The sequence below is a fragment of the Paractinoplanes globisporus DSM 43857 genome, assembly GCF_000379645.1.
GTDB classification, from domain to species: domain Bacteria; phylum Actinomycetota; class Actinomycetes; order Mycobacteriales; family Micromonosporaceae; genus Actinoplanes; species Actinoplanes globisporus.
Window position 1 is genome coordinate 234016 of record NZ_KB903294.1, and the last position, 25108, is coordinate 259123.

General features: G+C 71.2%; 21 protein-coding genes. 13 read left to right on the plus strand and 8 right to left on the minus strand.

The features are described 5' to 3' along the window. The first annotated feature begins 27 nt into the window (after nt 1-27). Nucleotides 28-504 (plus strand): MerR family transcriptional regulator, encoded by a 477-nt coding sequence (locus A3CQ_RS0101005; protein ID WP_020509043.1) that lies wholly within the window; start codon nt 28-30, stop codon nt 502-504. Here A3CQ_RS0101005 and A3CQ_RS0101010 read toward each other — a convergent pair. The 4 genes from A3CQ_RS0101010 to A3CQ_RS0101025 are packed head-to-tail and all read right to left on the minus strand — an operon-like array spanning nt 408 to nt 3876. After that, nucleotides 408-1775, minus strand: coding sequence for a TrpB-like pyridoxal phosphate-dependent enzyme (locus A3CQ_RS0101010; protein WP_020509044.1), 1368 nt, complete (start codon nt 1773-1775; stop codon nt 408-410). The genes A3CQ_RS0101005 and A3CQ_RS0101010 overlap by 97 nt on opposite strands. Before the next feature lie 51 nt (nt 1776-1826). Further along, nucleotides 1827-2420 (minus strand): TetR/AcrR family transcriptional regulator, encoded by a 594-nt coding sequence (locus A3CQ_RS50965; RefSeq protein WP_211216429.1) that lies wholly within the window; start codon nt 2418-2420, stop codon nt 1827-1829. Nucleotides 2421-2444: 24 nt separating this feature from the next. Beyond that, complete coding sequence (locus A3CQ_RS0101020) at nt 2445-3026, minus strand: phosphatase PAP2 family protein (RefSeq protein WP_020509046.1); 582 nt, start codon at nt 3024-3026, stop codon at nt 2445-2447. 58 nt (nt 3027-3084) lie between these two features. Next, the gene (locus A3CQ_RS0101025; protein WP_020509047.1) at nt 3085-3876 is read right to left on the minus strand and encodes an alpha/beta hydrolase family protein; all 792 of its coding nucleotides are present in this window, start codon (nt 3874-3876) and stop codon (nt 3085-3087) included. A gap of 43 nt (nt 3877-3919) precedes the next feature. Here A3CQ_RS0101025 and A3CQ_RS63530 point away from each other — a divergent pair, with 43 nt between their 5' ends. The 8 genes from A3CQ_RS63530 (at nt 3920) to A3CQ_RS0101060 (ending at nt 16153) form a co-directional block, all read left to right on the plus strand. Beyond that, entirely contained in the window at nt 3920-4171 is a 252-nt protein-coding gene (locus A3CQ_RS63530; protein ID WP_020509048.1) for a DinB family protein, read from the plus strand. Beyond that, a complete protein-coding gene (locus tag A3CQ_RS56935; RefSeq protein ID WP_020509049.1) occupies nt 4156-4683 on the plus strand; it encodes a maleylpyruvate isomerase family mycothiol-dependent enzyme in 528 nt (175 codons plus the stop codon). The genes A3CQ_RS63530 and A3CQ_RS56935 overlap by 16 nt, the downstream gene beginning before the upstream one ends. A gap of 88 nt (nt 4684-4771) precedes the next feature. After that, the gene (locus A3CQ_RS0101035) at nt 4772-5494 is read left to right on the plus strand and encodes a G5 domain-containing protein (protein ID WP_245576962.1); all 723 of its coding nucleotides are present in this window, start codon (nt 4772-4774) and stop codon (nt 5492-5494) included. A 252-nt stretch (nt 5495-5746) separates the two neighbouring features. Beyond that, on the plus strand, nt 5747-6529 hold the full coding sequence (locus tag A3CQ_RS0101040; RefSeq protein ID WP_157295130.1) for a hypothetical protein: 783 nt from the start codon (nt 5747-5749) through the stop codon (nt 6527-6529). A gap of 250 nt (nt 6530-6779) precedes the next feature. Further along, on the plus strand, nt 6780-8330 hold the full coding sequence (locus tag A3CQ_RS0101045) for an alpha-L-arabinofuranosidase B (protein WP_020509052.1): 1551 nt from the start codon (nt 6780-6782) through the stop codon (nt 8328-8330). 101 nt (nt 8331-8431) lie between these two features. After that, nucleotides 8432-8788, plus strand: a complete 357-nt coding sequence (locus A3CQ_RS0101050; RefSeq protein WP_020509053.1) for an effector-associated constant component EACC1 — start codon at nt 8432-8434, stop codon at nt 8786-8788. Next, nucleotides 8785-13110, plus strand: a complete 4326-nt coding sequence (locus tag A3CQ_RS0101055) for a WD40 repeat domain-containing protein (RefSeq protein ID WP_026205169.1) — start codon at nt 8785-8787, stop codon at nt 13108-13110. The genes A3CQ_RS0101050 and A3CQ_RS0101055 overlap by 4 nt, the downstream gene beginning before the upstream one ends. Before the next feature lie 115 nt (nt 13111-13225). Next, complete coding sequence (locus A3CQ_RS0101060; RefSeq protein ID WP_026205170.1) at nt 13226-16153, plus strand: M36 family metallopeptidase; 2928 nt, start codon at nt 13226-13228, stop codon at nt 16151-16153. Nucleotides 16154-16195: 42 nt separating this feature from the next. On the opposite strand, the gene A3CQ_RS50980 is transcribed toward A3CQ_RS0101060, so the two are convergent. Further along, nucleotides 16196-18511, minus strand: coding sequence for a glycoside hydrolase family 9 protein (locus A3CQ_RS50980; RefSeq protein WP_020509055.1), 2316 nt, complete (start codon nt 18509-18511; stop codon nt 16196-16198). A gap of 75 nt (nt 18512-18586) precedes the next feature. Then, nucleotides 18587-19252 carry an aggregation-promoting factor C-terminal-like domain-containing protein gene (locus A3CQ_RS0101070; RefSeq protein ID WP_020509056.1) on the minus strand — a complete coding sequence of 222 codons (666 nt, stop codon included), beginning with the start codon at nt 19250-19252 and terminating at the stop codon, nt 18587-18589. A 255-nt stretch (nt 19253-19507) separates the two neighbouring features. Between A3CQ_RS0101070 and A3CQ_RS0101075 the strand changes: the two genes are divergently transcribed. The 4 genes from A3CQ_RS0101075 (at nt 19508) to A3CQ_RS0101090 (ending at nt 22942) form a co-directional block, all read left to right on the plus strand. After that, nucleotides 19508-20518, plus strand: a complete 1011-nt coding sequence (locus A3CQ_RS0101075) for an ABC transporter substrate-binding protein (protein WP_020509057.1) — start codon at nt 19508-19510, stop codon at nt 20516-20518. A gap of 66 nt (nt 20519-20584) precedes the next feature. Beyond that, nucleotides 20585-21415, plus strand: a complete 831-nt coding sequence (locus A3CQ_RS0101080; RefSeq protein WP_020509058.1) for an ABC transporter ATP-binding protein — start codon at nt 20585-20587, stop codon at nt 21413-21415. Next, a complete protein-coding gene (locus A3CQ_RS56940) occupies nt 21399-22196 on the plus strand; it encodes an ABC transporter permease (RefSeq protein WP_020509059.1) in 798 nt (265 codons plus the stop codon). Before A3CQ_RS0101080 ends, A3CQ_RS56940 begins: the two co-directional genes overlap by 17 nt. Beyond that, nucleotides 22193-22942: an ABC transporter permease gene (locus A3CQ_RS0101090; RefSeq protein WP_020509060.1), complete on the plus strand. Its 750-nt coding sequence runs from the start codon at nt 22193-22195 to the stop codon at nt 22940-22942. Before A3CQ_RS56940 ends, A3CQ_RS0101090 begins: the two co-directional genes overlap by 4 nt. Before the next feature lie 51 nt (nt 22943-22993). On the opposite strand, the gene A3CQ_RS50990 is transcribed toward A3CQ_RS0101090, so the two are convergent. Both A3CQ_RS50990 and A3CQ_RS0101100 read right to left on the minus strand, forming a co-directional pair. Further along, nucleotides 22994-23944, minus strand: a complete 951-nt coding sequence (locus A3CQ_RS50990) for an NADP-dependent oxidoreductase (protein ID WP_020509061.1) — start codon at nt 23942-23944, stop codon at nt 22994-22996. After that, the gene (locus A3CQ_RS0101100; RefSeq protein ID WP_020509062.1) at nt 23944-25029 is read right to left on the minus strand and encodes a uroporphyrinogen decarboxylase/cobalamine-independent methonine synthase family protein; all 1086 of its coding nucleotides are present in this window, start codon (nt 25027-25029) and stop codon (nt 23944-23946) included. The genes A3CQ_RS50990 and A3CQ_RS0101100 overlap by 1 nt, the downstream gene beginning before the upstream one ends. Nucleotides 25030-25108: the final 79 nt, after the last annotated feature.

A 25108-nucleotide genomic window follows, 5' to 3' on the forward strand; every position in this document is an offset into this window, starting at 1 on the left:
CCCGTCAAGAGATGCGATCCTCGGCGGGTGCCGTACACCGCGAGAGAGGCCGCCGCTTCCAGCGGCTTCAGCCTCGACACCCTGCGCTATTACGAGCGCATCGGACTGCTTCCGCCCATTTCCCGTACGCCCGCGGGCCGTCGCGTCTTCGGCGAGATCGACCTGAAATGGCTCGCCATGCTGCGCTGCCTGCGCGACACGGGCATGCCGATCGGCGAGATGCTGCGCTTCGTCCGGCTCATGAACGACGGCGAAGCGACCACGGCCGAGCGCGAAGAGGTCCTGATCGCTCACCACCGCCGGGTCGAGGACCAGATCGCGCGCCTCCGGGAGCACCTCGGCCAGATCGCGGCGAAGATCGAGGTGTACCGGGACGGCGAGCCGTGGTCGCCGCCCCGGGACCGGGATCAGGCCGGCACGGAGGGCAGGCCGGCGAGGGCGGCCCGGACCGCGTCGCCCGAGAGCTCGTGGTCGACCATGTCGCCGGCCAGGAACTTGCCGTAGGCGGGCAGGTCGAGGTGGCCGTGGCCGCAGAGCGCGGTGAGGATGACCTTCTCCTCGCCGGTCTCCTTGCAGCGCAACGCCTCCTCGACGCAGGCCGCGAGCGCGTGGGTCGGCTCCGGCGCGGGGATGATGCCCTCGCTGCGGGCGAACCGCACGCCGGCCTCGAAGCACTCCTTCTGCGTCTTCGCGACCGCCTCGATCAGGCCGAGCTCGTAGACGTGCGAGATGAGCGGGGACATGCCGTGGTAGCGCAGGCCCCCGGCGTGGATCGGGTCGGGAATGAAGCCGTGCCCGAGTGTGTGCATCTTCATCAACGGCGTCATCCCGGCGGTGTCGCCGAAGTCGTACGCGTAGATGCCCTTGGTCAGTGACGGGCAGGACGCGGGCTCGACCGCGCGGATCGTGGGCGCCATCCGGCCGGCCAGCTTCTCGCGCAGGAACGGGAAGGCAAGACCGGCGAAGTTGGACCCGCCGCCGGTGCAGCCGACGATCACGTCCGGCGCGACGCCGGCCTTGGCCATCTGCAGCAGCGCCTCCTCACCGATGATCGTCTGGTGCAGGAGCACGTGGTTGAGCACGCTCCCGAGCGCGTAGTTCGTGTCGGCGTTCTGCGCGGCGACCTCGACCGCCTCGCTGATCGCGATGCCCAGCGAGCCCGGCGAGTCCGGGTCCTCGGCGAGCACCTTCCGGCCGGCCGCGGTCAGCTCGGACGGCGACGGGTGGATGACCCCGCCGAACGTCTCGATCATGATCTTGCGGTACGGCTTCTGGTCGTACGAGGCCCGGACCTGCCAGATCTCGCACTCGAGGCCGAACTGCGCGCTGGCGAAGGCCAGGGCCGTGCCCCACTGGCCGGCGCCGGTCTCGGTGGTGAGCCGCCGGACGCCGGCCGCCGCGTTGTAGAAGGCCTGCGGCACGGCGGTGTTCGGCTTGTGCGACCCGGCCGGCGAGACACCCTCGTACTTGTAATAGATCTTGGCGGGAGTGCCGAGGGCCTTCTCGAGGCGGTGCGCCCGGTAGAGGGGCGAGGGCCGCCAGAGCTTGTAGACGTCGAGCACCTCGTCCGGGATGTCGACGTACCGCTCCGGGGTGACCTCCTGTTCGATCAGCGCCATCGGGAACAGCGGCGCGAGGTCGTCGGGGCCGACCGGCTGGAGGGTGCCGGGGTGCAGCACGGGAGGTGGCGGCGACGGCAGGTCCGGCACGATGTTGTACCAGCGCCGCGGCATCTCCGATTCGGACAGCAGGATCTTCGTGGGTTCGTCGCTCATCCCCCGATCATCGTCGTTTTCGCGACGGCCGCGCATCGCTCCGGCGAGGAATCAGCGGGAAGCGCCGCGCAGGAAGATCTCGACCGCGTTGGCGATCGCCCGGTCGACCTCCTCCGCGCTCACCGGCCCGGCGTTGGTGAGCAGCCGCATCTGCGGCTCCCCGAGCATCGCCTGGTAGAGCTGTGACGCCGCCAGCGCCGGGTCGTCGAGCCGGAGCACGCCCGACGAGCACTGCCGCCGCAGGTAATCGGCGAGCACGGAACTGCCGAAGGTCGGCCCGTGGTCGAAGAACGTCTGCCCGATCCCCGGCACCCGCTCCGCCTCCGCGGTGATCAGCCGGTGCAGCGCGATCGCCTCCGGCGCGAGCACGATGTCGGCGAAATGGTGCCCGAAGGCGGTCAATGTCTCCGCCACGTCCGCATCGCCCGGCTCGAACCCGCGCAGCGGCCCGGAACGCTCGTCGATGACCATCTCGACGGCCGACTTGAACAGGTCGGCCTTGTCGTGGAAGTACCGGTACAGCGTCCCCTTGGACCCGCCGACCTCGGACAGCACGTCCCCCATGCTCACCCCGGCATAGCCTCTTTCCACGAAGAGGGCCGCGGCCGCCCGCAGTATCCGGGAGCGCCTGTCCTGACTGTTCACGACCGCCAAGCATAGGGTGGCCGGCTACCGGGCCAGGCCGAACACGACGCCCGCGATCACCGCGCCGATCGCCGTGCCCACCAGGACCTGCGCCACCGTGTGGTCGCCCAGCCGCACTCGCGACCAGCCCACCGCAGCCACTCCCACGGCGGTGACCAGCAGCGCCGGGCCGAAGATGAGCACCAGCACCACCGACGAGCCGGCCGCGACGCCCGCGTGGACGCTCGACTTCCAGAAGTGGTTGACGCCGGTGGCGACCGCACCGCCCGCGAACGACGCCACGATCAGCGCCAGCAGCTCGCGCGGCGCCCCGGTCACGACCAGCAGCGCCAGGCCCGCGAGCACCGAGCCGAGCCCGAACAGCAGCGGTCCGGTGCGCTGCGCGCGCTCCCCGATGTGCCGGTCGCTCAGCTGCCCCCGTCGCACTCCACGCAAGATCATCCCGTACGGGAGAAGGGAGCAGAACGTGGCCGCCAAGAGTCCCCACCCGAGGCCTTTCGCCGCCGTCGAGGCGGCGTGCACGGCGACGACGAGCGGCAACACGGCGGCCAGCACCGCGGGCGCGAACACCTCGGTGAGCACCCGCGCGACGCGATCGCCCCGCATTACTCGCCCCGGCACTACTGGCCCCGGCACTACGGGCCCCGGCACTACGGGCTTCGCTCTACGGGACGAGCGCACGGTCGAGGAAGTCGGCGATCGTGCGGGCCAGCGCGACCCGGTGGTCGGAGAGCGGGTGGTCGGTCGGGAAGACGTGATGCTCGAGCCGGCCCGCCGCGTACGCCTCGACCAGCGGCCGGTGGTGCACCTCGACGACCGCGATCGGGTCCCGGCCCGTACCGATGAGCAGCACCGGACGGTCGGCCAGCTTCGGCGCGAGACGGGCCAGCTCCCAGCCCTCCCCGGCCGAGCGCATCTCGTCGGCCAGCGCCTCGGCGGTCGTTCCCCGCAGCGGCAGCAGCTCGTCCCGGAAGATCTCGACCAGCTCCGCCCGCGAGAACGCGGCCGCGGCCACGCCGAGATCGAAGCCGGCCACCGAGACGACCGCACGGACCGCGGGATCGGCGGCGGCGGTCATCAGGGCAATGAATCCGCCGACGCTGTGGCCGACCACCGCGAGCCGCGAAGGGTCGAGACCGTCCATCGACCGAACCTCGGTCACCACCCGGGCCGCGTCCTCGAGCATGTGACCCCACGAGTACGACCCGCCGACGCCCCACGCGCCGCGATAGTGGAAGACCAGTGCCGCGTACCCGGCACGGCGCAGCGCCTGGGCGAGGTCGAAGTTGCGCTCGTTGCCCGGAAACCCGTGCAGGAGCACGACGATCGGGTGCGGGCCCTCGCCGGCCGGCCGGTGCAAAACGCCGAGCAACCGCTCGCCGCCGCTCTCGATCGTCACCGGCGGGGTGCTGGCCGGCGTGCCGCCCGGCGGCGGATCGGTGGCGATGAAGTCCATGCCGGGACGTTATCAATCGCCGCCATGCCGCAAGATGGAACGCATGACCGCCCTGGAAGTCATCGACGACCTCGAGGCCGAGCAGGACCAGCTCGAGGCGATGCTCAGCAAGCTCTCCCCCGCCGACTGGACGTCGCCGTCGGCCGCCGCCGGATGGACCGTGGCCGATGTGATGCTGCACCTGGCGCAGACCGAGGAGGCGGTCGCGGCCGCGCTCGGCGCCTCTGGCGGGTTGCCCGAGGTGCGCTGGGCCGAATACGGCACGAATACGGCACGAACGTGGACGACGCGATGAACGCGCTGGTCCGCAGCCAGCCCAGCGAGCCGGCCGAGATCTTCGACCGGTGGCGGGCCGGGCGCCGGGCCTCCGTCGCCGCGCTGCGCGAGGCCGATCCGAAGCAGCCGGTGCACTGGGTCGCCGCGCCGCTCAAGCCGCCCGCGCTGGCGACCACCCGGCTGGCCGAGCACTGGGCGCACGCGGCCCTGGACATCGCGGCCCCGCTCGGCCTCGACTATCCCGACACCATGCGGCTGCGGCACGTCGCCTGGCTCGGGCACCGCACCCTGCCGTACGCGTTCCAGGTCGCCGGCGAGCCGGTGGCCGACGTCTTCTGCGACCTGACCGCGCCCGACGGGTCGTCGTGGCGGCTGGGCGATCCGGCCGCCGCCTCGTCGATCTCCGGCTCGGCGTCCGCGTTCTGCCGGGTGGGCGCGCAGCGTCTCGCGCCTTCCGCTTCCGGGCTGCAGATCAGCGGGCCGTACGGGGAGAAGGCGCTGAGCCTCCTCCGGAACTACGCCGTCACGTAAGAGGTGTCGGACTTTCGCATCTTTCGTGTGAGTGGTGATCGGCCGAACGGGCGTTCTGCTGGGCCCGGCCGCCGCCCACACTGTCGCGGTGACGAATACGTGGGTGCCGCAGCCGCCACCGAAGCGGGGCTTCTGGTCCCGTCTGACCCCGATCCAGCGGGTCGGGCTGATCGCGGCGGCGCTGCTGGTGCCCTGCTGCGGCGGGATAGGAGTGGCCGCGGCGTTCTCCGATTCGCCGAAGACGGCGGTCGTGGAGAAGCCTGCGGCCCAGCAGCAGCTCGCCGGCACCGCCGCCGCTTCCTCTCCTCCGGAGACGGAGCCCGGGACGTCGGAGACGGCAGGGGCGACGGAAGCCGCGGCAACCGAGACGACGACGGCCGCCGCCACGGCCGTCGTCACCAAGAAGACCGTCACGGTGCGCAAGTCGATCGCGTACACGACGAAGAGGGTCAACGACGCCACCCTCGCCAAGGGCACGACCAAGGTACGCACCGCGGGCGTGGCCGGCGTGCGCACCCTGACCTACACGGTCACCCTCACCGACGGCAAGGAGACCGGCCGCGCCCTGGTCAGCGACGTGGTCACCAAGAAGCCGGTGACCAAGGTCGTCGCGGTCGGCACCAAGGAGGCATCGAGCGGCGGCGGCAACTGCGACCCGAACTACACGCCGTGCGTGCCGATCGCCAGCGACGTCGACTGCGCCGGCGGCAGCGGAAACGGACCGGCGTACGTGCAGGGCCCGGTGCACGTGATCGGCGAGGACATCTACGGCCTCGACCAGGACGGCGACGGAACGGGCTGCGACAGCTGACTTGGGCGACTTGCCGCTTTACTGCGTTTGCGCGTCAGCGGTCAGGAGCATTGTGTCACCGACGCCGCACGGCCCGCACCGACAACGCCGGTGACCTGCAATTTCGCCAATTCCGAAGATGACTAGCCAGGTAACCCGATTGGCACTACGGAATTGATGGACAACCAGCGGCAATGCAGATCACTTAAGGAAAACTAAAGGAACAACCACGATCGGGCGTACGCTATTGACTCCCCCGACATCATGTGGGGCGTGGCGATCGAATCACGCGAGTTCCCAGTACCCAGGCACAGGCACCGGGCGAATCCGCGTCTTTATCACGAGGGCGGCTCGTCATCCAGTGCGCACCCGCGCACCATTCAATACGAAGAAGAGCTCGACGCCGGGCGCGGCGAGGCCATTCAGGCCCTGAACCACGAGGTGCTCATCCGCCGGTCGCTCGAGGTCTCGCCGAACGGCTTCATCACCATCATCAGCATCATCCAGGGCGTGGCGCTCGCACTTCTCGCCCAGAACACGTTCGCGAAACCGTCCCCGCTGGTCGTCGTGCAGAGCGTGACGCTCATTCTGGTATTCGTCTGTGTTTTCTACTTCTACCTCACGATGAGCGTCCTGCTCCGCTGGGCGCCGAGTTTCCTGCCATTCGCGATCGCCGGCCTCGAGATACCGCCGGCGTTCTTTCTCGGTAACGCGGTCGCGTGGTGCGCCTGGCTGGCCGCGCTCTGGTTCTTCGTGGTCGCCGGCATGTGGCTCACCGCGAAATGGTCGCCGCCCTCGCATTTCGGCCGGACCCGCCTCGCGCACACCCGCTGGCACCAGATGCTGCACGAGTTGCGGCTCTGCGTCGGCGTCGGCGGCGTGGTCGTCGCGCTCTGCGGCCTGTTCGCCGCCGCCCACCCCGATCAGCCGCTCGCCTGGGGCCTGATGGGCTCGCTCGCCGTGCTCGCCACGGTGGTCGCGGTGGTGTGGCGCATCGAGGTCCGCGCGTCCCAGATCCACGCGCTCTACGGCGTCAACCGCCCGCCGTTCAACTAGTTCAGAAGCCATTGCGCTCGGTGGCGTGGACCACTATGTTAACGTTCACATCCACGGGCTTCACAGCCTTGCCTGCGGCCCGGCAGAGGCGCACGCGAGAGGAGATCGCCCCCGCCGCAGGGCCCGTTGATCATCAGCCATCCGCGTCAGGCTCCCCCCTGCCGAGCGGGCCGCCGCCGCGCAGATTCCCCGTCCCACGTGGCGTCCGGTCCGGCAGAGCCGCATCCCAACGCCACGGAAGAGGTCAACAATGGACCATCCCCGCCTGCGCAGAGCACTGCTCGCGGTCGCCGCCACCGGCGTCCTGGTAGCGGGCCTGTTCGCTGGGCCCGGCAGCGCACAGGCCGCCGGCACCGGCCCATGCGACATCTACGCCTCCGGCGGCACGCCCTGCGTCGCCGCGCACAGCACGACCCGGGCGCTCTACGGCGCGTACGCCGGCAACCTTTACCAGGTCCGGCGGGCCCGCGACAACGCCACCCTCAACATCACCCCGCTGAGCGCGGGCGGCGTGGCCAACGCCGCCGCGCAGGACACGTTCTGCTCCGGCACGTCCTGCGTCATCACGATCATCTACGACCAGTCGGGCCGCGGTAACAACCTGACCCAGGCCCCGCCCGGCGGCTTCAACGGGCCGGCCGCCGGCGGCTACGACAACCTCGCCAACGCCACCGCCGCACCGATCAGCGTCGGCGGCCACAAGGCGTACGGGGTCTTCGTCGCTCCCGGCACCGGCTACCGCAACAACAACACCAACGGGATCGCGACGGGCGACGCCGCCGAGGGCATGTACGCCATCTTCGACGGCACGCACTACAACGGCGGATGCTGCTTCGACTACGGCAACGCCGAGCGCAACAGCCGCGACAACGGCAACGGCACGATGGAGGCCATCTACTTCGGCAACATCAAGGTCTGGGGGTACGGCACCGGGAACGGCCCGTGGATCATGGCCGACCTGGAGAACGGCCTGTTCTCGGGCGTCAACGCCGGCTACAACTCGAACGACCCCACGATCAACAACCGGTTCGTGACCGCGATCATCAAGGGCCAGCCCAACCACTGGGCGATCCGCGGCGGCAACGCACAGTCCGGCAGCCTGTCCACCTTCTACAACGGCGCGCGCCCGAACGTCTCGGGCTACAACCCGATGAAGAAGGAGGGCGCGATCATCCTGGGCATCGGCGGCGACAACAGCGTCGGCGCAGCCGGCACCTTCTACGAGGGTGTGATGACCTCCGGCTACCCGAGCGACGCCACCGAGAACTCGGTCCAGTCCAACATCACCGCGGCCGCGTACGCGACCGGTAGCGGCGGCGGGACCACCGGCCCGACGGTCGGCTCGACCATCTCGCTGCGGGCCACCACCGCCTGCTGCACGACGCGCTACATCAGCCACTCCGGCGCGACGGTCAGCACCCAGGTGGTCAGCTCGTCGAGCTCGTCGGCCGCGAAGTCGCAGGCCTCCTGGATCGTGCGGTCGGGCCTGGCCAACGGCTCCTGCGTCAGCTTCGAGTCGAAGGACACGGCCGGCAGCTACCTGCGGCACCAGAACTACCAGCTGTACCTGCACGCCAACGACGGCAGCTCGCTGTTCGCCAACGACGCGACGTTCTGCCCGCAGGCCGGGATGAACGGCCAGGGCAACTCGTACATGTCGAACAACTACTCGACCCGCTACCTCCGGCACTACAACAACAACGTCTACATCGCCAGCAACGGCGGATCCAACGCGTTCGACTCGTCGACGTCCTGGACCGACGACGTGAGCTGGGTCGCCACGGCCCCCTGGACGCCCTAGCTCGCTCCACGGCCGCCCGGGTTTCCCAGGACCCGGGCGGCCACCCCCGCACTCCACAAAGGCCGATTCGACTAGAGTCGATCCCGCCACGAGGGGGTGCGGTGGACGTATCGATCACGACCGGTGACGCGGACGACCTGCGGGCGCTGCGTGCCTGGCTGACCGATGAGGACGCGTTGCGCGGCCGGATCACGGCCCGGGAGACGCCGGCCAAACCCGATAAGCTCGGCCCGGTGCTGGAAGCGCTGGTCGTCGCGGTCGGCCCGGGTGGGGCGGCCGTCGCGCTGGTCACCGGCATCGTCGCCTGGCTGCGGCAGCAGCGCGGCGACCTGACCCTGCGGGTCGAGCGGCCGGACGGGAGCTCGTTCGAGATCGCCGCCCAGCGGGTCAAGGGCCTCGACATGCCGGCCCTGCGCGCCGAGATCGAACGGCTCACGGACCAGATCGACCCGCCGTGACCGATCTCGCCGGCCACGGGGTCCGCGCGCTGGTCATCGGCACCGCGACCCACACCGGGACGGCGCTCCCGCCGGTCCCGGCCGCGGCCCCGAGCGCGCGGGCGTTCGCCGCTGCGCTCACGGGCGTCTGCGGGGTGGCGCCCACCGGCGTACGTCTGATGATCAACCCACCGGATGCGCGCGGCATGGCGGAAGCCGTCGCGGAGGCCGCGGATCAGGCCACCTCGGTGCTGCTGATCTACTTCGTCGGCCACGGGCTGCTCGACGAGACCGGCGAGCTGCACCTGGCCGCGACCGGCACCGGCACGCTCACCCCCGGCCTCAGCGGGCACCAGGCGCTCGCCTGGTCCGCCGTGCAGAAGGCCCTCTCGGGCAGCACCGCGGCCACGATCGTGCTGATCCTCGACTGCTGCTTCTCCGGCCGGGCCCGCACGCCCGGCACCTCCGGACCGGTCGGGCCCGGCTTCATCCCGCCGCCGGCGCACGGCGCCTACGTCTTCGCCTCCGCCGAAGGTCTGGCCTCCGCGCCCCCGTACGCCGAGCTCACCGCCTTCACCGGTGAGCTGGTGTCCCTTTTGGAGAAGGGCGACGAGCGGGCGGGCCGGCGGCTGACCCTCGACGTCGTCTACGACCGGCTGCTGAGCCGGCTGCGGGCCGCCGGCGCCCCGCTCCCCCGGCGGCAGAGCGGCGACACGTCGGGCTCGCTGGTGCTGGCGGAAAACCGCGCGCAGCCGCCCGAGCCGGCCGGCGCCGAGCCACCCGCCGAGGGCACCAGCCCCTACCTCGGCCTCGCGTCGTTCGGCGCCGAGGACGCGGACCTCTACTTCGGACGCGAGGCGCTCACCCGGCAGCTGCTGGCGGCCGCCGCCGAGGCGCGGAACGCCGGCCGGCCGCTGATCGTGGTGGGCGCGTCCGGCTCGGGCAAATCGTCGCTCGTGCAGGCGGGCCTGGTCGCCGCCGTGCACCGCGGCGACCTCGACGGCTCCGAGGACTGGCCGGTCGTGGTGCTGACGCCGGGCCGGCCGACCACTCTGGGCGATCTGCGCGCGGTCGTCGTGGTCGACCAACTGGAGCAGCTGTTCGCGCTCCGGTCCCCGCAGCAGCGCGCGGATTTCCTGGCCGCGATCCCCGGGCTGGCCACCAGGCATCTGGTCGTGCTCGCGCTGCGCGCCGATTTCTACGCCCAGGCCGCCGAGCAGCCGGAGCTGCGGGCCGCGCTCGACCACCAGTTCCTGGTCACCCCGATGAGCGCCGGAGAGTTGCGCTCCGCGATCGAGGAGCCGGCCCGGGCGCGGGGCCTGCGGCTGGAGGGCGCGCTCGCCGATGTCATCCTGCACGAGCTGGGCGCCGGCAGCCGTCTGCCGCTGCTCTCGCACGCGCTGTGGGCGACCTGGCGCAACCGCAGCGGCACGACGCTGACCCTGAAGGGCTACGACGACGCGGGCCGGATCGACCGCGCGGTCGCCACCAGCGCCGACGAGGTCTACGAGGCGCTCGACGAGCCATCGCGCGAAGCGGTCCGCCGCATGCTTCCGCATCTGGTCCAGGTCGGCGAGGAAAATCCCGATACCGTACGCCCCGCGGGCCGCGACGAGCTGCTGCACGCGTTGCCCGATCCGGAGGCCGGCAGCCGCGCCCTCGAGGCCTTCACCGCGGCGCGCCTGATCACCCAGGACCGCGACACGGTCCGCCTGAGCCACGAGGCCCTGCTCCGCATCTGGCCCCGCCTCGTGACCTGGCTCGACGAGGACCGCGACTGGCTGCGCACCAGCCAGCGCCTCGCCACCGACGCCGCCGCCTGGCGCTCCTCGGGCCGCGACAACGCGCTTGCCTACCGCGGCAGCCGCCTAGCCGCGGCCCGCGACGGCGCCCGCGAGCACCCCCGTCTCCCACCCGACTCGGCCGACTTCCTCGCCGCCTCCGAACGACTGGAGCGCCGCTCGGCCCGGATCCGCCGCGCGGTGATCGCCTCCCTGACGGTCCTGGCCGTGGTCGCCGCGGCCGCCACCGTCGTCTCGCTTGTCGCCCAGCGCCGGGCTACCACGCAGCGCGACCGGGCGCTGGCCCGGGCCATCTCGGCGGACGTGGCCCGGCTGGCCCCGGGCGAGCCCGGCCTCGCGAAGCAGCTCGCTGCCGTGGCCTACCGCCTCGCCCCCGAGGTGGGCTCGGGGACGGTGCTGACCAGCGTCGGCCTCCCCGGCCAGTTCGCGGTCCAGCAGCGGGTCGCCGACCTGGCCACCGACGGCGCCGGACGGATCGCCGCCCTGGCCACCGGTGACTCCGTGCTGCTCTGGGACCTCACGGCCGGCGCCCAGCTGAGCCGCGTCGGCGATCTGTTCACCGGCCCGGTGGCGATCTCGCCCGACGGCACGCTGCTGGCCGCCGCGGCCGGGCCGGTCAGCGGCAACGCTCCTACCATCGTGGGGACGGTCCGGATCGAACTGCCGCGGCCGGACGTGCGGCTGTGGGACATCCGCGACCCGCGCCACCCGGCGCCGCTGCCCACGCTGGCCTCGGGCGCGGCCAGCATCACCACGCTGGCGTTCTCCCCCGACGGCCGGATGCTCGCGGGGGCAGGCACCGGCGGGCTGATCCACCGGTGGGACGCCACCGACCACACCGCCGTGCGGCCGCTGCCCGCGCTCGCCGGCCACACCGGCCGGGTCGACTCGGTGGCCTTCTCCCCCGACAGCCGCCTGCTGGCCAGCAGCGGCCGGGACGGAACGGCACGGCTCTGGGACGTGGCCGATCCGGCTCGCCCGGTCGCCCGCGCCCGCCTCGCCGGCTCGACCGCGGACTGGGACAACTCGATCACGGCCATCCAGCACCGGGTCGCCTTCGACCCGACCGGCCGGCGGCTGGCGATCGTCATCGGAAAGGACTCGGAGGCCCCGGACGTCTACGACGTGTCCGACCCCCGCCACCCGCGCCTGCATTTCCAGCAGCACACCAGCGACGGATGCCACCGCCTGTACGCGCTGGCCTTCCAGGGCGAGGTGGTGGCCGGCTCCTGCGACACCGGCGCCCGCACCTGGGTTCCCGGCAAGGATCTCGCCTCGGCCACCCGGGACCAGACGATCCTCGACTACGGCGATGCCATGCCGGTCGACGACTTCATCGGCTTCGGCCCGCTGCTGACCTGGCCCGGCGCCGGCCACACCGCGACGGTCCTGGTGGCCGGCGGGGCCGGCGTGCTCATCTGGGACATCTCGGACGCCCGCCGCGCCGGCGCGCTGACCACCCTGAACCGGGAACCGACCGGGGCATCGATCCGGGTCCAGTTCAACCCGACCGGGCCCCGGCTGATGGCCGACTCGAGCGGCTACGCCGGAACCCTGGTCTACGACGTCGCCGACCCCCGCCATCCCCGCCTGGTGGGCTCGGTCCGGACCACCGACCCGGTCGACAGCTTCTACGGCAACGACGCCGGTAGCGGCGTCGCCTTCAGCCCGGACGGCACCGTGCTCGCCGCCACCAAAATCATCAAGCAGCGGCCGTACGTCGTGCTGCTGTCGACAGCCGACCCGGGCGGCCCGCCGATCGCCACCATCACCGACCTCGAGTACGGCGCCTCGGCGCTGTCCTTCTCGGCCGACCGGAAGCTGCTCGCCATCGCCGATATCGGGTTCGGGCCCGGCGCGGCACCGCCGTCGGTGAAGATCTTCGACCTCTCCGACCTCGCCCACCCCCGCCGGGTCGGCTCGTTCGAGGCCCTGACCTGGAAGGTGGCGTTCGCGCCGAAGGGTCGCACCCTCGCGGCGTTCACCTCGGACGACGTGCTCCTGCGGGACCTGACCGATCCCGCACGGCCGCGCCCACTGCGGGGGTTCCACTTCCCGGCCGACGACAGCGCGACGAACGGTGTCTTCACCCCCGACGGCAACTGGATGGTGGTCGCCGACCAGACCCGGCTGATCCGGTTCTTCCAGCTGGACGACGGCGGGCTCGTCCCCGGCCCGGTCCAGGCGATCGCCCGGGGCCAGTTCGGCAACAGCGTGCTGGCGATCAGCCCGGACGGCCTGACGCTGGCGCTCCCCGGCACCCAGCAGTCGAAGCAAGTCGACCTCTGGGCAATCGACGACCCCAGGCAGGCGCGGGTGCGGACGTCGCTGACCGTGCACGAGAGCGGCGTCGCCGAGGCGGTGGCCTTCAGCGCGGACGGGACGATCCTCGCGGTTCGCAACGGGGACCTGCTGGACCTGTGGTCGGTCGACGCGGCGGCGGTCGCGGGCGACCTGTGCCGGCTGGTCGGCGATCCGATCACCCGCGCCCAGTGGCAGCTGTATCTGAGCGATCTGCCGTACGACCCGCCGTGCGACTGAAGATCGCTGAATAGACACTTTTCTACTTTTGAATGTTCGGCCCATGCCGGGCGACCGCTGGCTGCGGTCGGATCCAAGGGAGACCGGTCATAACCGTTCGACTTAGGAGGGACCCGTGCGCACACCATCCCGTGCGTTACCGGCAGCCACCGCGATGCTTCTCGCCACCGCGCTCGTCCTGACCGTGCCGGCCGCCGCCCAGGCCGCGCCCGTCGGTACGGCCCGGGCCGAGGCCGCCCGCGCCCCGGGCGATGATGACCATCAGACCAAGGACAATCGCCGCGGCCGCGTCGCGCCGACCGAGCGGCAGCGTGACCTCGCCGCCGCGGCGGGCGCTACGGCCCGGTGGAACACCTTCGGAACACCCGCCTCGCTGACCCCGGCCGGGGTCGGCGAGCCGCTCGCGTCCGGGCTGTCGGCCGACCCGATCGTGGCCGCCCGCGCCTACGTCGACGGCCACCATGACGTGCTGGGGCTGACCGACCGCGGCGCCGACGCGCTCGAACTGCTCACCTCGGCGCCGCTGGGCGCCGGCGCGGCCGTCGTCTTCCGGCAGCGCTTCGGCGACCTCGTGGCCGGCCACGACGGCCTGCTCACGCTGGGCGTGCGTGACGGACAGATCTGGTACGTGAGCTCGTCGCTCGCCCGCGACGCGGCCGCACCGGAACCGGCCACCCTTTCGGCGGCCGACGCCGTGCGCCTGGCCGCCGCCGACGCGGGGATCGCCAGCCCGGCGGTCATGGCCAACCGCCTCGTCGCCGTGCCCACCGCGGACCGCGGCGCCCGCGCGGCCTACCAGGTGACGCTCGGCGCCGACCTGGCCGGGGCCGATCCCGTCGCGTACACGAGCTATGTGGACGCTCGCGACGGCGGCGTGCTGTTGCGCGAGGACATCGTGGACAACGACCACGACACCGCGGACTGGTCGGCCTTCCCGCTCTCCCCGCCCACCGACTACTCGTCGGCGGACACGCGGCAGAAGTGGTGCTTCGAGCCTTCACGCCGCTGCGACTTCGTGATCGGGACGAGCGCGTCGCCGTACGCGTGGGATGTGCTGGACGGCGCTCCCACGGCGACGACCGCGGGGAACAACTCGTTCGCGGTGCACAACTGGAACTCCAACGACCCGTTCACGGTCGGCACCGAGACGGCGACCGCCCGCCCGGGCCGGAACTACGACTACCCGTGGACCAATCAGTGGCAGACCGCCCAGTGCTCGCCGGCGGTCTTCGACACCACCGCGCGCAACGACATCGACGCGGCCCGGGCCAACCTGTTCGCCCTGCACAACCGCATGCACGACTGGGCGTACCACCTGGGCTTCACCGAGAAGACGTGGAACATGCAGGACGACAACTTCGGGCGCGGCGGGCTCGGCGAGGACCCGGAGCAGGGCAACGCCCAGGCCGGCGGGATCACCGGCGGGCCGCCCGACTTCGCGGCGCGCGACAACGCCAACCAGATCACGCCGCCCGACGGCGAGGCGCCGATCACCAACATGTACCTGTGGCAGCCGATCGCCGGCTCGTTCTACGCGCCCTGCGTGGACGGCGACTACGACATGTCCGTGGTCGGCCACGAGTACACGCACGCCATCACCAACCGCATGATCGCCGGGCCGGACGGTGGGCTGAGCTCGCCGCAGGGCATGAGCGAGAGCTGGTCGGACCTGTCCGCCATGGAGTACCTCAACGAGAACGGCTACGCGCCGCGCGGCATCCGGGCGTACACGATCGGGCAGTACGTCACGAGTGACCCGATCGCCGGGATCCGCAACTACAACATGAGCGCGAGCCCGCTCAACTACAGCTCGGTCGACTACGACTTCGTCGGCCTGCAGGTGCACGCCTCCGGCGAGGTGTGGTCGGCCACGAACTTCGACATCCGCTCCGCGCTGGTCAAGAGGTACGGCGCCGGCACGCCCTCGCTGCAGAAGGCTTGCGCGAACGGGAAGGTGCCGGTCACGTCCTGCCCGGGCAACCGGCGCTGGGCGCAGCTGATGTTCGACTCGTTCCTGCTGATGGCCAACAGCGCCAACAGCATGGTCGACGCCCGGGACGCGCTGCTCGGCGCCGACCTGGTGCGCTTCGGCGGGGCCAACCAGCCGCTGCTGTGGAACGCGTTCGCCAAGCGCGGCCTGGGTGAGGGAGCGGTCAGCAACGGCGCCGCCGATGTCAACCCGACCCCGAGCTTCTCCTCGCCGTACGCGACCGAGGCGCCGGTGACGTTCCGCCCGGTCGACGAGCACGGCAAGCCGGTGCCGAACGCGAAGCTGATCGTCGGCAACTACCAGGCGCGGGCCGTCGCGGTGGCGGACACCGATCCGGCGACGGCGCTGCCCGACACCGTGCAGCTGGTGCCGGGGTCGTACACGTTCATCGCCCAGGCTCCCGGCTACGGCGAGGCGCGGGTCGCCGCGACCTCGTTCCACTCCGGGAAGCCGGCCCGGCTGACCGTGCGGCTGCCGCACAACCTCGCCTCCGGCAACGGCGGCGCGACGGTGACCGGCGACGGCATCAACCCGGCCCGGCTCGTGGACGACGACGAGGCGACCAACTGGGCGTCGCTGGGCAGCGCGGTAGCCGGCAAGCAGGTGACGGTCGACCTGGCCGGCGGCGCGCAGAAGGTCCGGCGCGTCCAGGTGAGCGCGATGCTGCGCCCGCCGATCGCCACCGACCCGGACGGCGCCACGCAGAGCCGGTTCTCGGCGCTGCGGCAGTTCCGGGTGCAGGCGTGCACCGCGTCGGCCACGGTGACCTGCGCGAACGCGGCCGATTTCCGGACCGTCTTCACGAGCCGGCCGGACGCGTTCCCGTCGGTCGCGCCGCGGCCGCGCGCGCCGGAGCTGATCGTCCGCTCGTTCGACATCCGCCCGACGACGGCCACGCACCTGCGATTCGAGGTGCTGACCAACCAGTGCACCGGTGGGCCGGACTACGCGGGTGAGCAGGACGCCGACCCACGGGCCGCCACCGACTGCGGGACGGCGAGCCCCCAGGCGCTCAACGTCCGGGTCGCGGAGTTCCAGGCGTACGGCAGCTGACCGCCGGTGGGGCGGGCCGCCCGGGCCCGCCCCACCGCTTTCCTACCCCCTGGTGCAGGTCATGCCGTTGACGGTGAACGCCGTCGGCGCGATGTTGGTGCCGGTGTAGGTGCCGTTGAAGCCGATGCTGGTCGAGCCGCCGCCCGGCACCGAGCCGTTGTAGGAGAGGCTGGTCGCGGTGACCTGGGTGCCGCTCTGGGCCCAGGTGGCCGACCAGCCCTGGCTGATCTTCTGGTTGCCGGGGAACGCGAAGGCGAGCGTCCACCCGCTCCACGCGGCCGAGCCGGGGTTGGCGATCGTGATCGTGCCGGTGAAGCCGCCGCCCCAGTCGTTGACGCTGTAGGTGACCCGGCAGCCGGTCCCGGTGAAGGTCGGCGTCGGCGTCGGCGACGAGGTCGGGCTGGTCGTGGGCGACGGCGTGGGCGAGGGCGACGACGTCGTCGGGGACGGGGTCGGCGAGGGCGAGGACGCGCCCGGCTCCTGGCCCCAGATCAGCTTGCCGGCCTCGTGCAGCGGGACGTTCTTGTTGACCGCGGTCCCGGCCAGGTAGGACGGGTCGTTCGACTTGTCCCAGGTGCCGCCGTCGGCCACGCCCACCTTGAACTGGACCTCCATGCGGTACTGGGATTGCCCCTGCGGCGCGATCGAGTAGCCGGCGCAGTTCACCTCGACGTACCAGATGTCGCCGGACCACTGCTTGGCCGTGGACGGCGACGGGCAACCCTGGGTGTAGCCCGGCGTGACGACCAGCGCGGCCGTGCCCTCGCGGCGGAAGAAGTAGCGGTACGAGGAGCTGGTGAGCGCCCGCGCCGGGTACGCCGACTTGTTGTAGATCATCACCTTGAGCGCGGTGTCCCGCGGCTCGTCCTGCATCACCGTCGTCTCCACGGTGATCTCGTCCATGTCCGGCGTCTCCGCCTGCGGGAAGTTCGCCAGCGGCGCGCCGCCGTACTCCTGGTAGAGCCGGACGAGCGCCGACGTGAACCCGGCGTTGTAGTCGGTCGCGACCTCGTTCATCACGTAGTCGCTGCGTACGTCCTGATAGGCGTCGTCGGGCGAGGACGGTCCGCCGACCAGGGCGCCGTAGAGCACGTGACGCGTGTCGGTCGGAACGGTCATGTTGTCCCACCACGAGCCATGGGCCGTACGGTGATGGGGATTCTTGGGGGAATTGGCGCCGAAGCCGATGAGATAGCTGGACTGGCGGGGGTTGTCGCCGAGGGCGTAGTTGATCTGCCGCACCGCGAAGTCGTGGTAGCGGGCCTTGCGGGTCGCGTCGGTGGTCTTGTCGCTGTAGACGAGCGCGACGAAGGCCGTGTTCGCGGCGTAGCGCAGCGAGCCCCAACTGTCGAGCACCGCCTCCCCGCCCGGCGAGTACCGCACCTTGTCGCCGTTGACGCCGACGGTCCACCAGTCCAGCCACCGGTTGGCGTCATCGATGTACTTCTGCTTGCCGGTCAGGTTTGCCAGGAGGACGTACGCACCGAACTGCTTGTTATCCCAAGCGATGGTCCATTTGTAGGAATGTGTGGTGGTCTGAGGTTCGGTGCCGAGCGCGTCGTACGCGGCCTCGGCCTTGGCCAGGTAGGTGGCGTCGCCGGTCGCCCGGTACAGCCAGATCGCGCCCCAGACCAGCTCGTCCTGATACCCGCTCCACGACTTGTAGAAGTTCTGCGCGTCCGTGATGCAGTCGCTGTACGCCTTACGCACCGTGTCCGCGAACGTGTACAGCTGCTTCGCGTGGGTGAGGAGCTTGTCGGCGTACGCGGAATCGGTGGGCCGGAAGACCATCGAGCTCGCGGCCATCGCGGCGGCCGTCTCCCCGGCCAGGTCCGAACCGCCGCAGGTGGCATCGATCTTGTAGGCCGGCCGCGCCATCGGCAGCACCTCGGCCGGGCCCCACCACTTGTGGTCGTCGTCGCCCTTGCCGACCTGGCCGTAGAGCACGTTCGCCGACGGGTGCGCCTTGATGAAGTAGTCGTTGGGCACGCGCAAGTTGTTCAGGAACGTCGTGAGCTGGCCGGACGCGGCGTACGCGGAACGGTACTCGACCGCGCCCCAGGCGAGCATCGTCGTCGAGAACGCCATCGGGAAGCCGAACTTCACGTGGTCGCCGGCGTCGAACCAGCCGCCGGTGAGGTCGAGGCCGACGTCCGAGCCGTCGTTCATGGCCGCGTCGCCGCGCCACGACACCTGGCTCCACGACGGCTTCTTGCCGGCGATCTGGGCCTGGTAGAAGAACATGGATTTCTGCAGCGCCTCGCCGTAGTTGAAGGCGCCGGCGGCGGAGGCGGGCCGGGTGGCGAGCCCCACGACGCCGGCGGCGACGAGGACGAGGGCGAGAAGGACACGGCGCATGGGAGCCCCTTGAGGTCAGTTGGGAGCGCTCCCATACATTCAACAATGTCATTACATGCTTGTGAAGCCTAGATTTCAGTACGAGTGATTCGCCTGCCAGTGCGACCAGGCGCCGCACGGGGTCTTGTACTTGCCCTTGACGTACCCGAGGCCCCACTTGATCTGGGTGGCCGGGTTCGTCCGCCAGTCATCGGCGACCGACGACATCTTGCTTCCCGGGTACGCCTGCGGGATCCCGTACGCGCCGCTGGGGTTCTCGGCGCGGTGGTTCCAGCCGCTCTCCTTGTTGAACAGGTTGTTGAGGCACGGGAACTGGTCGATCGCGAAGCCCGCGTCGAGCATCAGCGCGCAGCCGGTCGCCCGGTTGCCGACGAACTCCTTGCACGAGGTCGGGATCGGTCCCGTGTACGGCACCGTCGTGGTGGACGTCTTCGCCTTCTTGGCCTCGACCACCTTCTTGGCGAGGGTGCGCGCCCGGCCGGCCGCGGTCCGCGCCACGGTGGCGGCCTTCTCGGCGGCCTCGGTCTCCGCCTCGCGCTGCCAGGCCCGGGCGGCGACGTGCTCGTTCTGCCGCGCCTTGAGCATCTGCATCTCGTCGGTCTGCACCTGCAGCGAGACGTCGGTCGCGCCGAGCGGCTCGACTTTTCTGCCCTGACCGAGATAGAGACCACCGGCGGCGCCGACGACCAGCAGGACGACCGACGCGACACGTGCGCCGACTCGGCTCCACTGCCGATTCACGGGGGATCCCTTCTCCGCGGGACGACGCGGGGGGATGCGTCGCACGGGGGATCGTAGCGGTTACCGGCCTCATCGGGGCTGCTGGGGAAGCTACAGGATCTCTCACGCGCGCCCGAACGGCGTATTTCGTGAGGGCGACATTTCGTAACCCTAAGGTTGCACCCACGTGACGCGCGTAACGGGCAGCATCGTGGCCACCGGGAGGGGCTTGTGACGTGAGTCCCAGCCGGCTTGACCATCGAGAGGAGAGGTCGGATGCAGGTGCATTTCCGGCAGCCCGGCGCTCGCGCGACCATGCTCGCGATCGGCGCCGCCATGGTGATGGCCATCGCGGCGTGCGGTGGCGGGTCGTCGGGCAACGACACCACCGACAGTGCCGGCGGCCAGTCGGGCCAGCTCGCGCTGCGCATCGCATATAACCCGAACGCCACCAACACCACCATCGTCGTGGCCGATCAGCAGGGCTTCTTCAAGAAGAACGGCCTGGACGTCAAGCTCACGGCCACCCAGAACTCGGCGGCGCTGATCCCCAGCATCGGCAAGCAGTTCGACCTGATCACGGTGACCCCGCCGTCGCTGCTGCAGGCCGCGGCGCAGGGTCTCAAGCCGATCCTGGTCGCCGCCGAGGACGTCGAGAACTCGACGGACAAGCGGAACAGCTACGTGATCGGCGCGAAGGGCGTCAACTCGGTCGCCGACCTCAAGGGCAAGACGATCGGCGTGCCGAGCCTCAGCGGCAACCTGTACGAGGGCGCGGTCATCCTGCTCGACAAGGCCGGCCTCAAGAAGACCGACGTGAAGTTCCTCCAGGTGCCGTTCGCCGACATGGCCGGCGGCCTGAAGACCGGCACGATCCAGGCCGCCGTGACGATCTTCCCGTTCAACGGGCAGCTGCTCGGGCAGGGCGGGGTCGACCTCGGCAATCCGACCGACGTCTCCGGCAACGGCGGCGACGCGCTCTCCGCGGGCTGGGTCGCGACCGCCGACTGGGCCAACTCCAACAAGGCGACGATCGACGCCTTCAACAAGGCGCAGGACGAGGCGCTGGAGTGGATGAAGGCCAACGACGCCGCGGCCAAGCAGATCCTGGTGAAGGATTTCAAACTGCCCGACGCGGTCGCCCAGAAGTTCCCGATCACCCAGTGGGTGTCGTTCGAGCCCAAGCCCGAGTACCTCGAGTCGTGGATCGAGCCGATGAAGAAGGTCGGTGACCTGCCGGCCGGCTTCACCACCCCGGCGAGCGAGCTCGTCTATCAGCAGAGCTGACGTGAGAACACCGCCGGCGGCTGGGCGACCAGCCGCCGGCCCATCGCCGATTTACGGGAGCGAGACATGAGCGAACGTCTGGCGGCGCCCAGCAACAACGCCGCCACCGACGCCGCCGGCACGGGCGGCGTCGTCTTCGAACTACGCGACGTGGGCGTCAAGCTTCCGGCTGGTCCCACGGGTCGCGACATCCTGCGTCAGGTCGACGTGGAGGTCCACGCCGGGGAGATCATCGGAATCATCGGCCCCTCCGGCACCGGCAAGACCACGCTGCTGCGCATCCTCAGCGGCCTGCTGCTGCCGACGACCGGGACCAGCACCCTCGGCGGCAAGCCGGTCACCGGCCCCTCCCGCGACGCGGTCACCGTCTTCCAGGACTACGCGACGGCGCTGCTGCCCTGGCGGACCGTGGCCAAGAACGTCGCCCTGCCGCTGGAGGGCCGCACCAGCAAGGCCGAACGCAAGGAGCGGGTGCACCGCGCGCTCGAGATCGTCGGTCTCGCCGAGCGGGCCGGGGAGTACCCGTGGCGGCTGTCCGGCGGCATGCAGCAGCGGGTGCAGATCGCCCGTGCCCTCGTGCTCGAACCCAAGGTGCTGCTGATGGACGAGCCGTTCGGCGCCCTCGACGCGATCACCAAGGGCGCCCTGCACGACCAGCTCATGGACGTGCAGGCACAGACCGGGCAGACGATCATCTTCATCACGCACGACGTCGACGAGGCGGTCTACCTCGCCGACCGGGTCATGGTGATCCACGGGTCGCCCGGCTCGATCGTGCACGAGGTCACGACCAAGCTGCCGCGCCCGCGCGACCAGATCGCCACCCGCGACCTGCCCCGCTTCCACGAGGTACGCCACGAGCTCGCCGAGGTGCTGCGCTATGGCCGACCGGCTTAGGCGCGGCGGCCTCCTTGACCGCGGCTTCCGGGCGGTCAACTGGCCGGGCATCGCGGTCATCCTCGCCCTCCTGATCGTCTGGCAGTTCCTGGGCGGTCCCAACCTGCCCCGGCCGGTGGACATCTGGCACGGTTTCCAGGATCTGATCGGCCCCGACGGCGGGCTGTGGGCCGCCGTCGAGCACACCGTCCGGGTCGTGCTCATCGCCTGGGTCATCGGCGCCGGCACCGGCCTCGTCCTCGGCCTGCTGCTCGCGCTCAACCCGGTCGTCGCGTCCTGGGGATACGCGACCGTGGACATGCTGCGGTCGCTGCCGGTCGTCGCGCTGATCCCGATCGCGATCCTGATCTGGGGCACCGGCGACCTGACCGAGGTGATCCTCGGGGCGTACGCGGCGCTGTGGCCGATGCTCATCAACACCGCGGGCGGCGTCCGCGGCGTCACCCCGCGCCTGCGCGACGTCTCCCGCACGCTGCAGCTGTCCCGCACCGCGACGCTCGTCAAGATCGTCCTGCCGGCGACCGGCTCGTCGATCCTGGTCGGCGCCCGGCTGTCGCTGGCCACCGCGCTGGTCGTCTGCGTGGTCAGCGAGATGCTCGGCCTGCAGAGCGGCGTCGGCAACCAGCTCGTGCTCGAGCAGAGCGGCATGCAGCCGGCCCGCATGTGGGTCTACGTGCTGCTGGTCGGCGTGCTCGGCCTGATCATCAACGCCGGGCTGATCCGGGCCTTCCGGGTCCTGTTCCCCGGCGTCGCCGCCGTGGCGGAGAGGAGCAGCAGATGAGCCTGCGCACCCTGCGGGGCGTGGTACCGATCGCGCTCGTCATCGTGCTGTGGCAGCTGTTCGGCAGCCAGGACTCGATCACCACGCCGCCGCCGTCGGCCTGGTGGACGTCGTTCAAGGCGATCGAGGAGAGCGGCGCGCTGTGGCCGGCGCTGGCGATCAGCCTGAAGCTGTTCGTGCTCGGCCTGCTGCTGGCGACCGTGCTCGGCGTGGTGCTGGGCGCGGCGCTCGGCTCGTCGCGGCGTCTCAGCCGGGCGCTGAACCCGCTGTTCGAGTTCATCCGCGCCACCCCGGCCGCCGCCATCGTCCCGGCCGCTCTCGTGCTGTTCCAGGCCAACAGCAAGACCGAAATCGGGATCATCGTGTACGGGACGATCTGGCCCATTCTGCTGAACACCGCCGCCGCCCGGGCCGCCCTGCCGGACATGCGTCTCGAGATGGCCCACTGTCTGGGCCTGAGCACCTGGGACCGGCTGCGCAAGGTGGTTTTGCCGTCCCTGCTGCCCGAGATCGTGGTCGGCATCCGGGTCGCCGTGCCGGTCTGCCTGATCGTGACCCTGCTGGTCGACTTCCTGGTCGCCACCGGCGGCATGGGATACCTGCTGGTGCAGTACCAGCAGAGCTTCCAGGTGGCGAGCGCGTTCGCGCTGCTGGCCACGATCGGCGTGGTCGGCGTCCTGCTCAACCTGGTGATCGGGATGGGCGAGCGGGTCATCCTCCGCCGCTGGCCGGCCGAGGCGCGCTGACGAGCACAGCAAAAGGGGGCGGCCGATCGGCCGCCCCCTTTTTGGCGTTCCCTAGTTCATCGTGATGACGGTCTTGCCCCGGGTGTGCCGGGTCTTCGCCTCGGCCAGCGCGCCGGCGACGTCGGCGAGCGGGCGGGTCTCGCGGATCGGCACCCGCAGCGTGCCGGCCGCGGCGAGCCGGCCCAGCTCCTCGATCAGGGCCCGGTCGGGGTTGCTCATCACGTTCGTGCCCCGGATCCCGCGCGGCTCCAGCAGCGCCGGGTCGGCGGCGCGGTGCACCGAGACGACCCGGCCGCCCGGCTTGACCAGCTCCACCAGCTCGGCGACGGCGTCGCCGCCGTTGACCAGGTCGATCAGCGCGTCGACGCCGTCCGGGTGCAGCTTGCCGACGGCCGCCGCGAAGTCGACGCCCGGCGCGACCACCTCGGTCGCGCCCAGGCCGAGGAGGTAGTCGGTGTCGCCGGCCGGGCCGGAGGCGACCACCGTGGCGCCCCGGGCCGCGGCCAGCTGCAGGGCGTAGCTGCCGACGCCGCCGGGGGCGCCGACCACGACGACCACCTCATGCTCGGCGGGCGCGGCGGCGGCGACGCAGCGCAGCGCGACGACCCCGCTCAGCGGGAGGCAGGCCGCCTGCTCGAAGGAGAGATCGTCGGGCTTGGCCACGACGCACTCGTCCTCGCCGACGAGCAGGTGGGTGGCGAAGGCGCCGCGGTGCAGCTTCGGGCCGCCGAGGTACCCGAAGACGGCGTCGCCCGGGCGGAACCGGGTCACGCCGTCGCCGACCGCGGCGACGACGCCCGCATAGTCACGGCCGATGGTGACCGGGAAGTCGTATTGGAAAGCGTGCCGCAGCGCGCCGTCGGCGACCTTCCCGTCGAAGGCGTTGACCGACGACGCCTTCACCGCGAGGAGCACCTGGCCGTCCGCCGGCCCGGGAATCTCGAACGGCGCCAGGGCCGCGGGCTGGTCGAACGAGGTCAGAATCAGTCCGGTCGCCCGCATCAGATCTCGTTGCCCCAGTAGTAGCGGCACACCATCTCGACGCGCTGCAGCTTGGCCCTCTGCTCGTCGGCGGTCATCAGCGGCGCGGTGGCCGAGGGGGCGAAGCCGGCGTTGGGCGCGAAGGCCACGTCGTCCAGGCTGCGCCGGTCGGCGATCTCGTCGGCCAGCGCGAGCAGGTCGTCCATCGGCTCGGGCTCGGGCGTCGAGACGTCGACGATGCCGAAGCTGACCGCGATGCCGGCCGGGATGTCGTCGAACGGCAGGCGGCGGGCCGGGTCGGCCGGGAAGTCGACGCCGAGCCGGTGGAACGGGGTCCCGGCGACGAGCTGTTCGAGCGCGCCGGTGTCGTACCCGTGCTCGGTGGTGGCGAATGGGCCGTGGTCGGTGAGGTCGAGGCCGACCCGGAAATGAGCCGGGGCGTCGAGGCCGGTCACGGCGGCCCGGTCGGCGGCCACGGCCGCGTCGAGCAGCGCGTCGGCGGCGGGCACCCGACGACGGCCGTCGACCGTGAGCAGCGGGACGAGCAGCGGGTTGCCGAGCGCGACATGGGCGACGCCCTGCGCGGCCAGCGCGCCGATCTCGGACCGGATGATCGCGGCGAGCTCGTCGCCGATCCGGGCCACCGTCGCGGGGTCGCCGGCCGGGTCGCTCAGCAGCGCCAGGTAGCCCGGCGAGGGAAGCGCCACGAAAACCGGGCGGTCCACCGTACGCAACAGTGGTTCTGCTTCGTGGTCGGCGAGGCGGCTCTTGGCGGCGAGCGGGCCGCGCACCGAGCGGCGGCGAGCCGGGGCGATACCGGCCAGATCGGCGAGCTCGTGGCCACCGGCGCCATTCTCAAAGCCGGCATTGGTCTCGAAGCCGTCGACGTGGTCGTAGACGACCGACTCGAAATGCTCCCGCCGGAACTGGCCGTCGCTGACCGCCGAGAGAGTAAGGCGTCGTTGCTCGTGGGCGGTCGCGACGGCCGCCTCTTCCTCGGCGGCGGCGATGGCGCCGGCGTCACCGGAGGCGCGGGCGGTCAGAAGCTCGACCGGGCGGACCAGGCCGCCGTGATGGTCGATGTGGTACTGGAAGTCGTCGGCCATGTGGTTTCTCCTCCGGCGATGGACTGCGCCGAGGCTATGTCAATCGCCGGAGGAGGAATACGCACTCGCGCGCATCCTA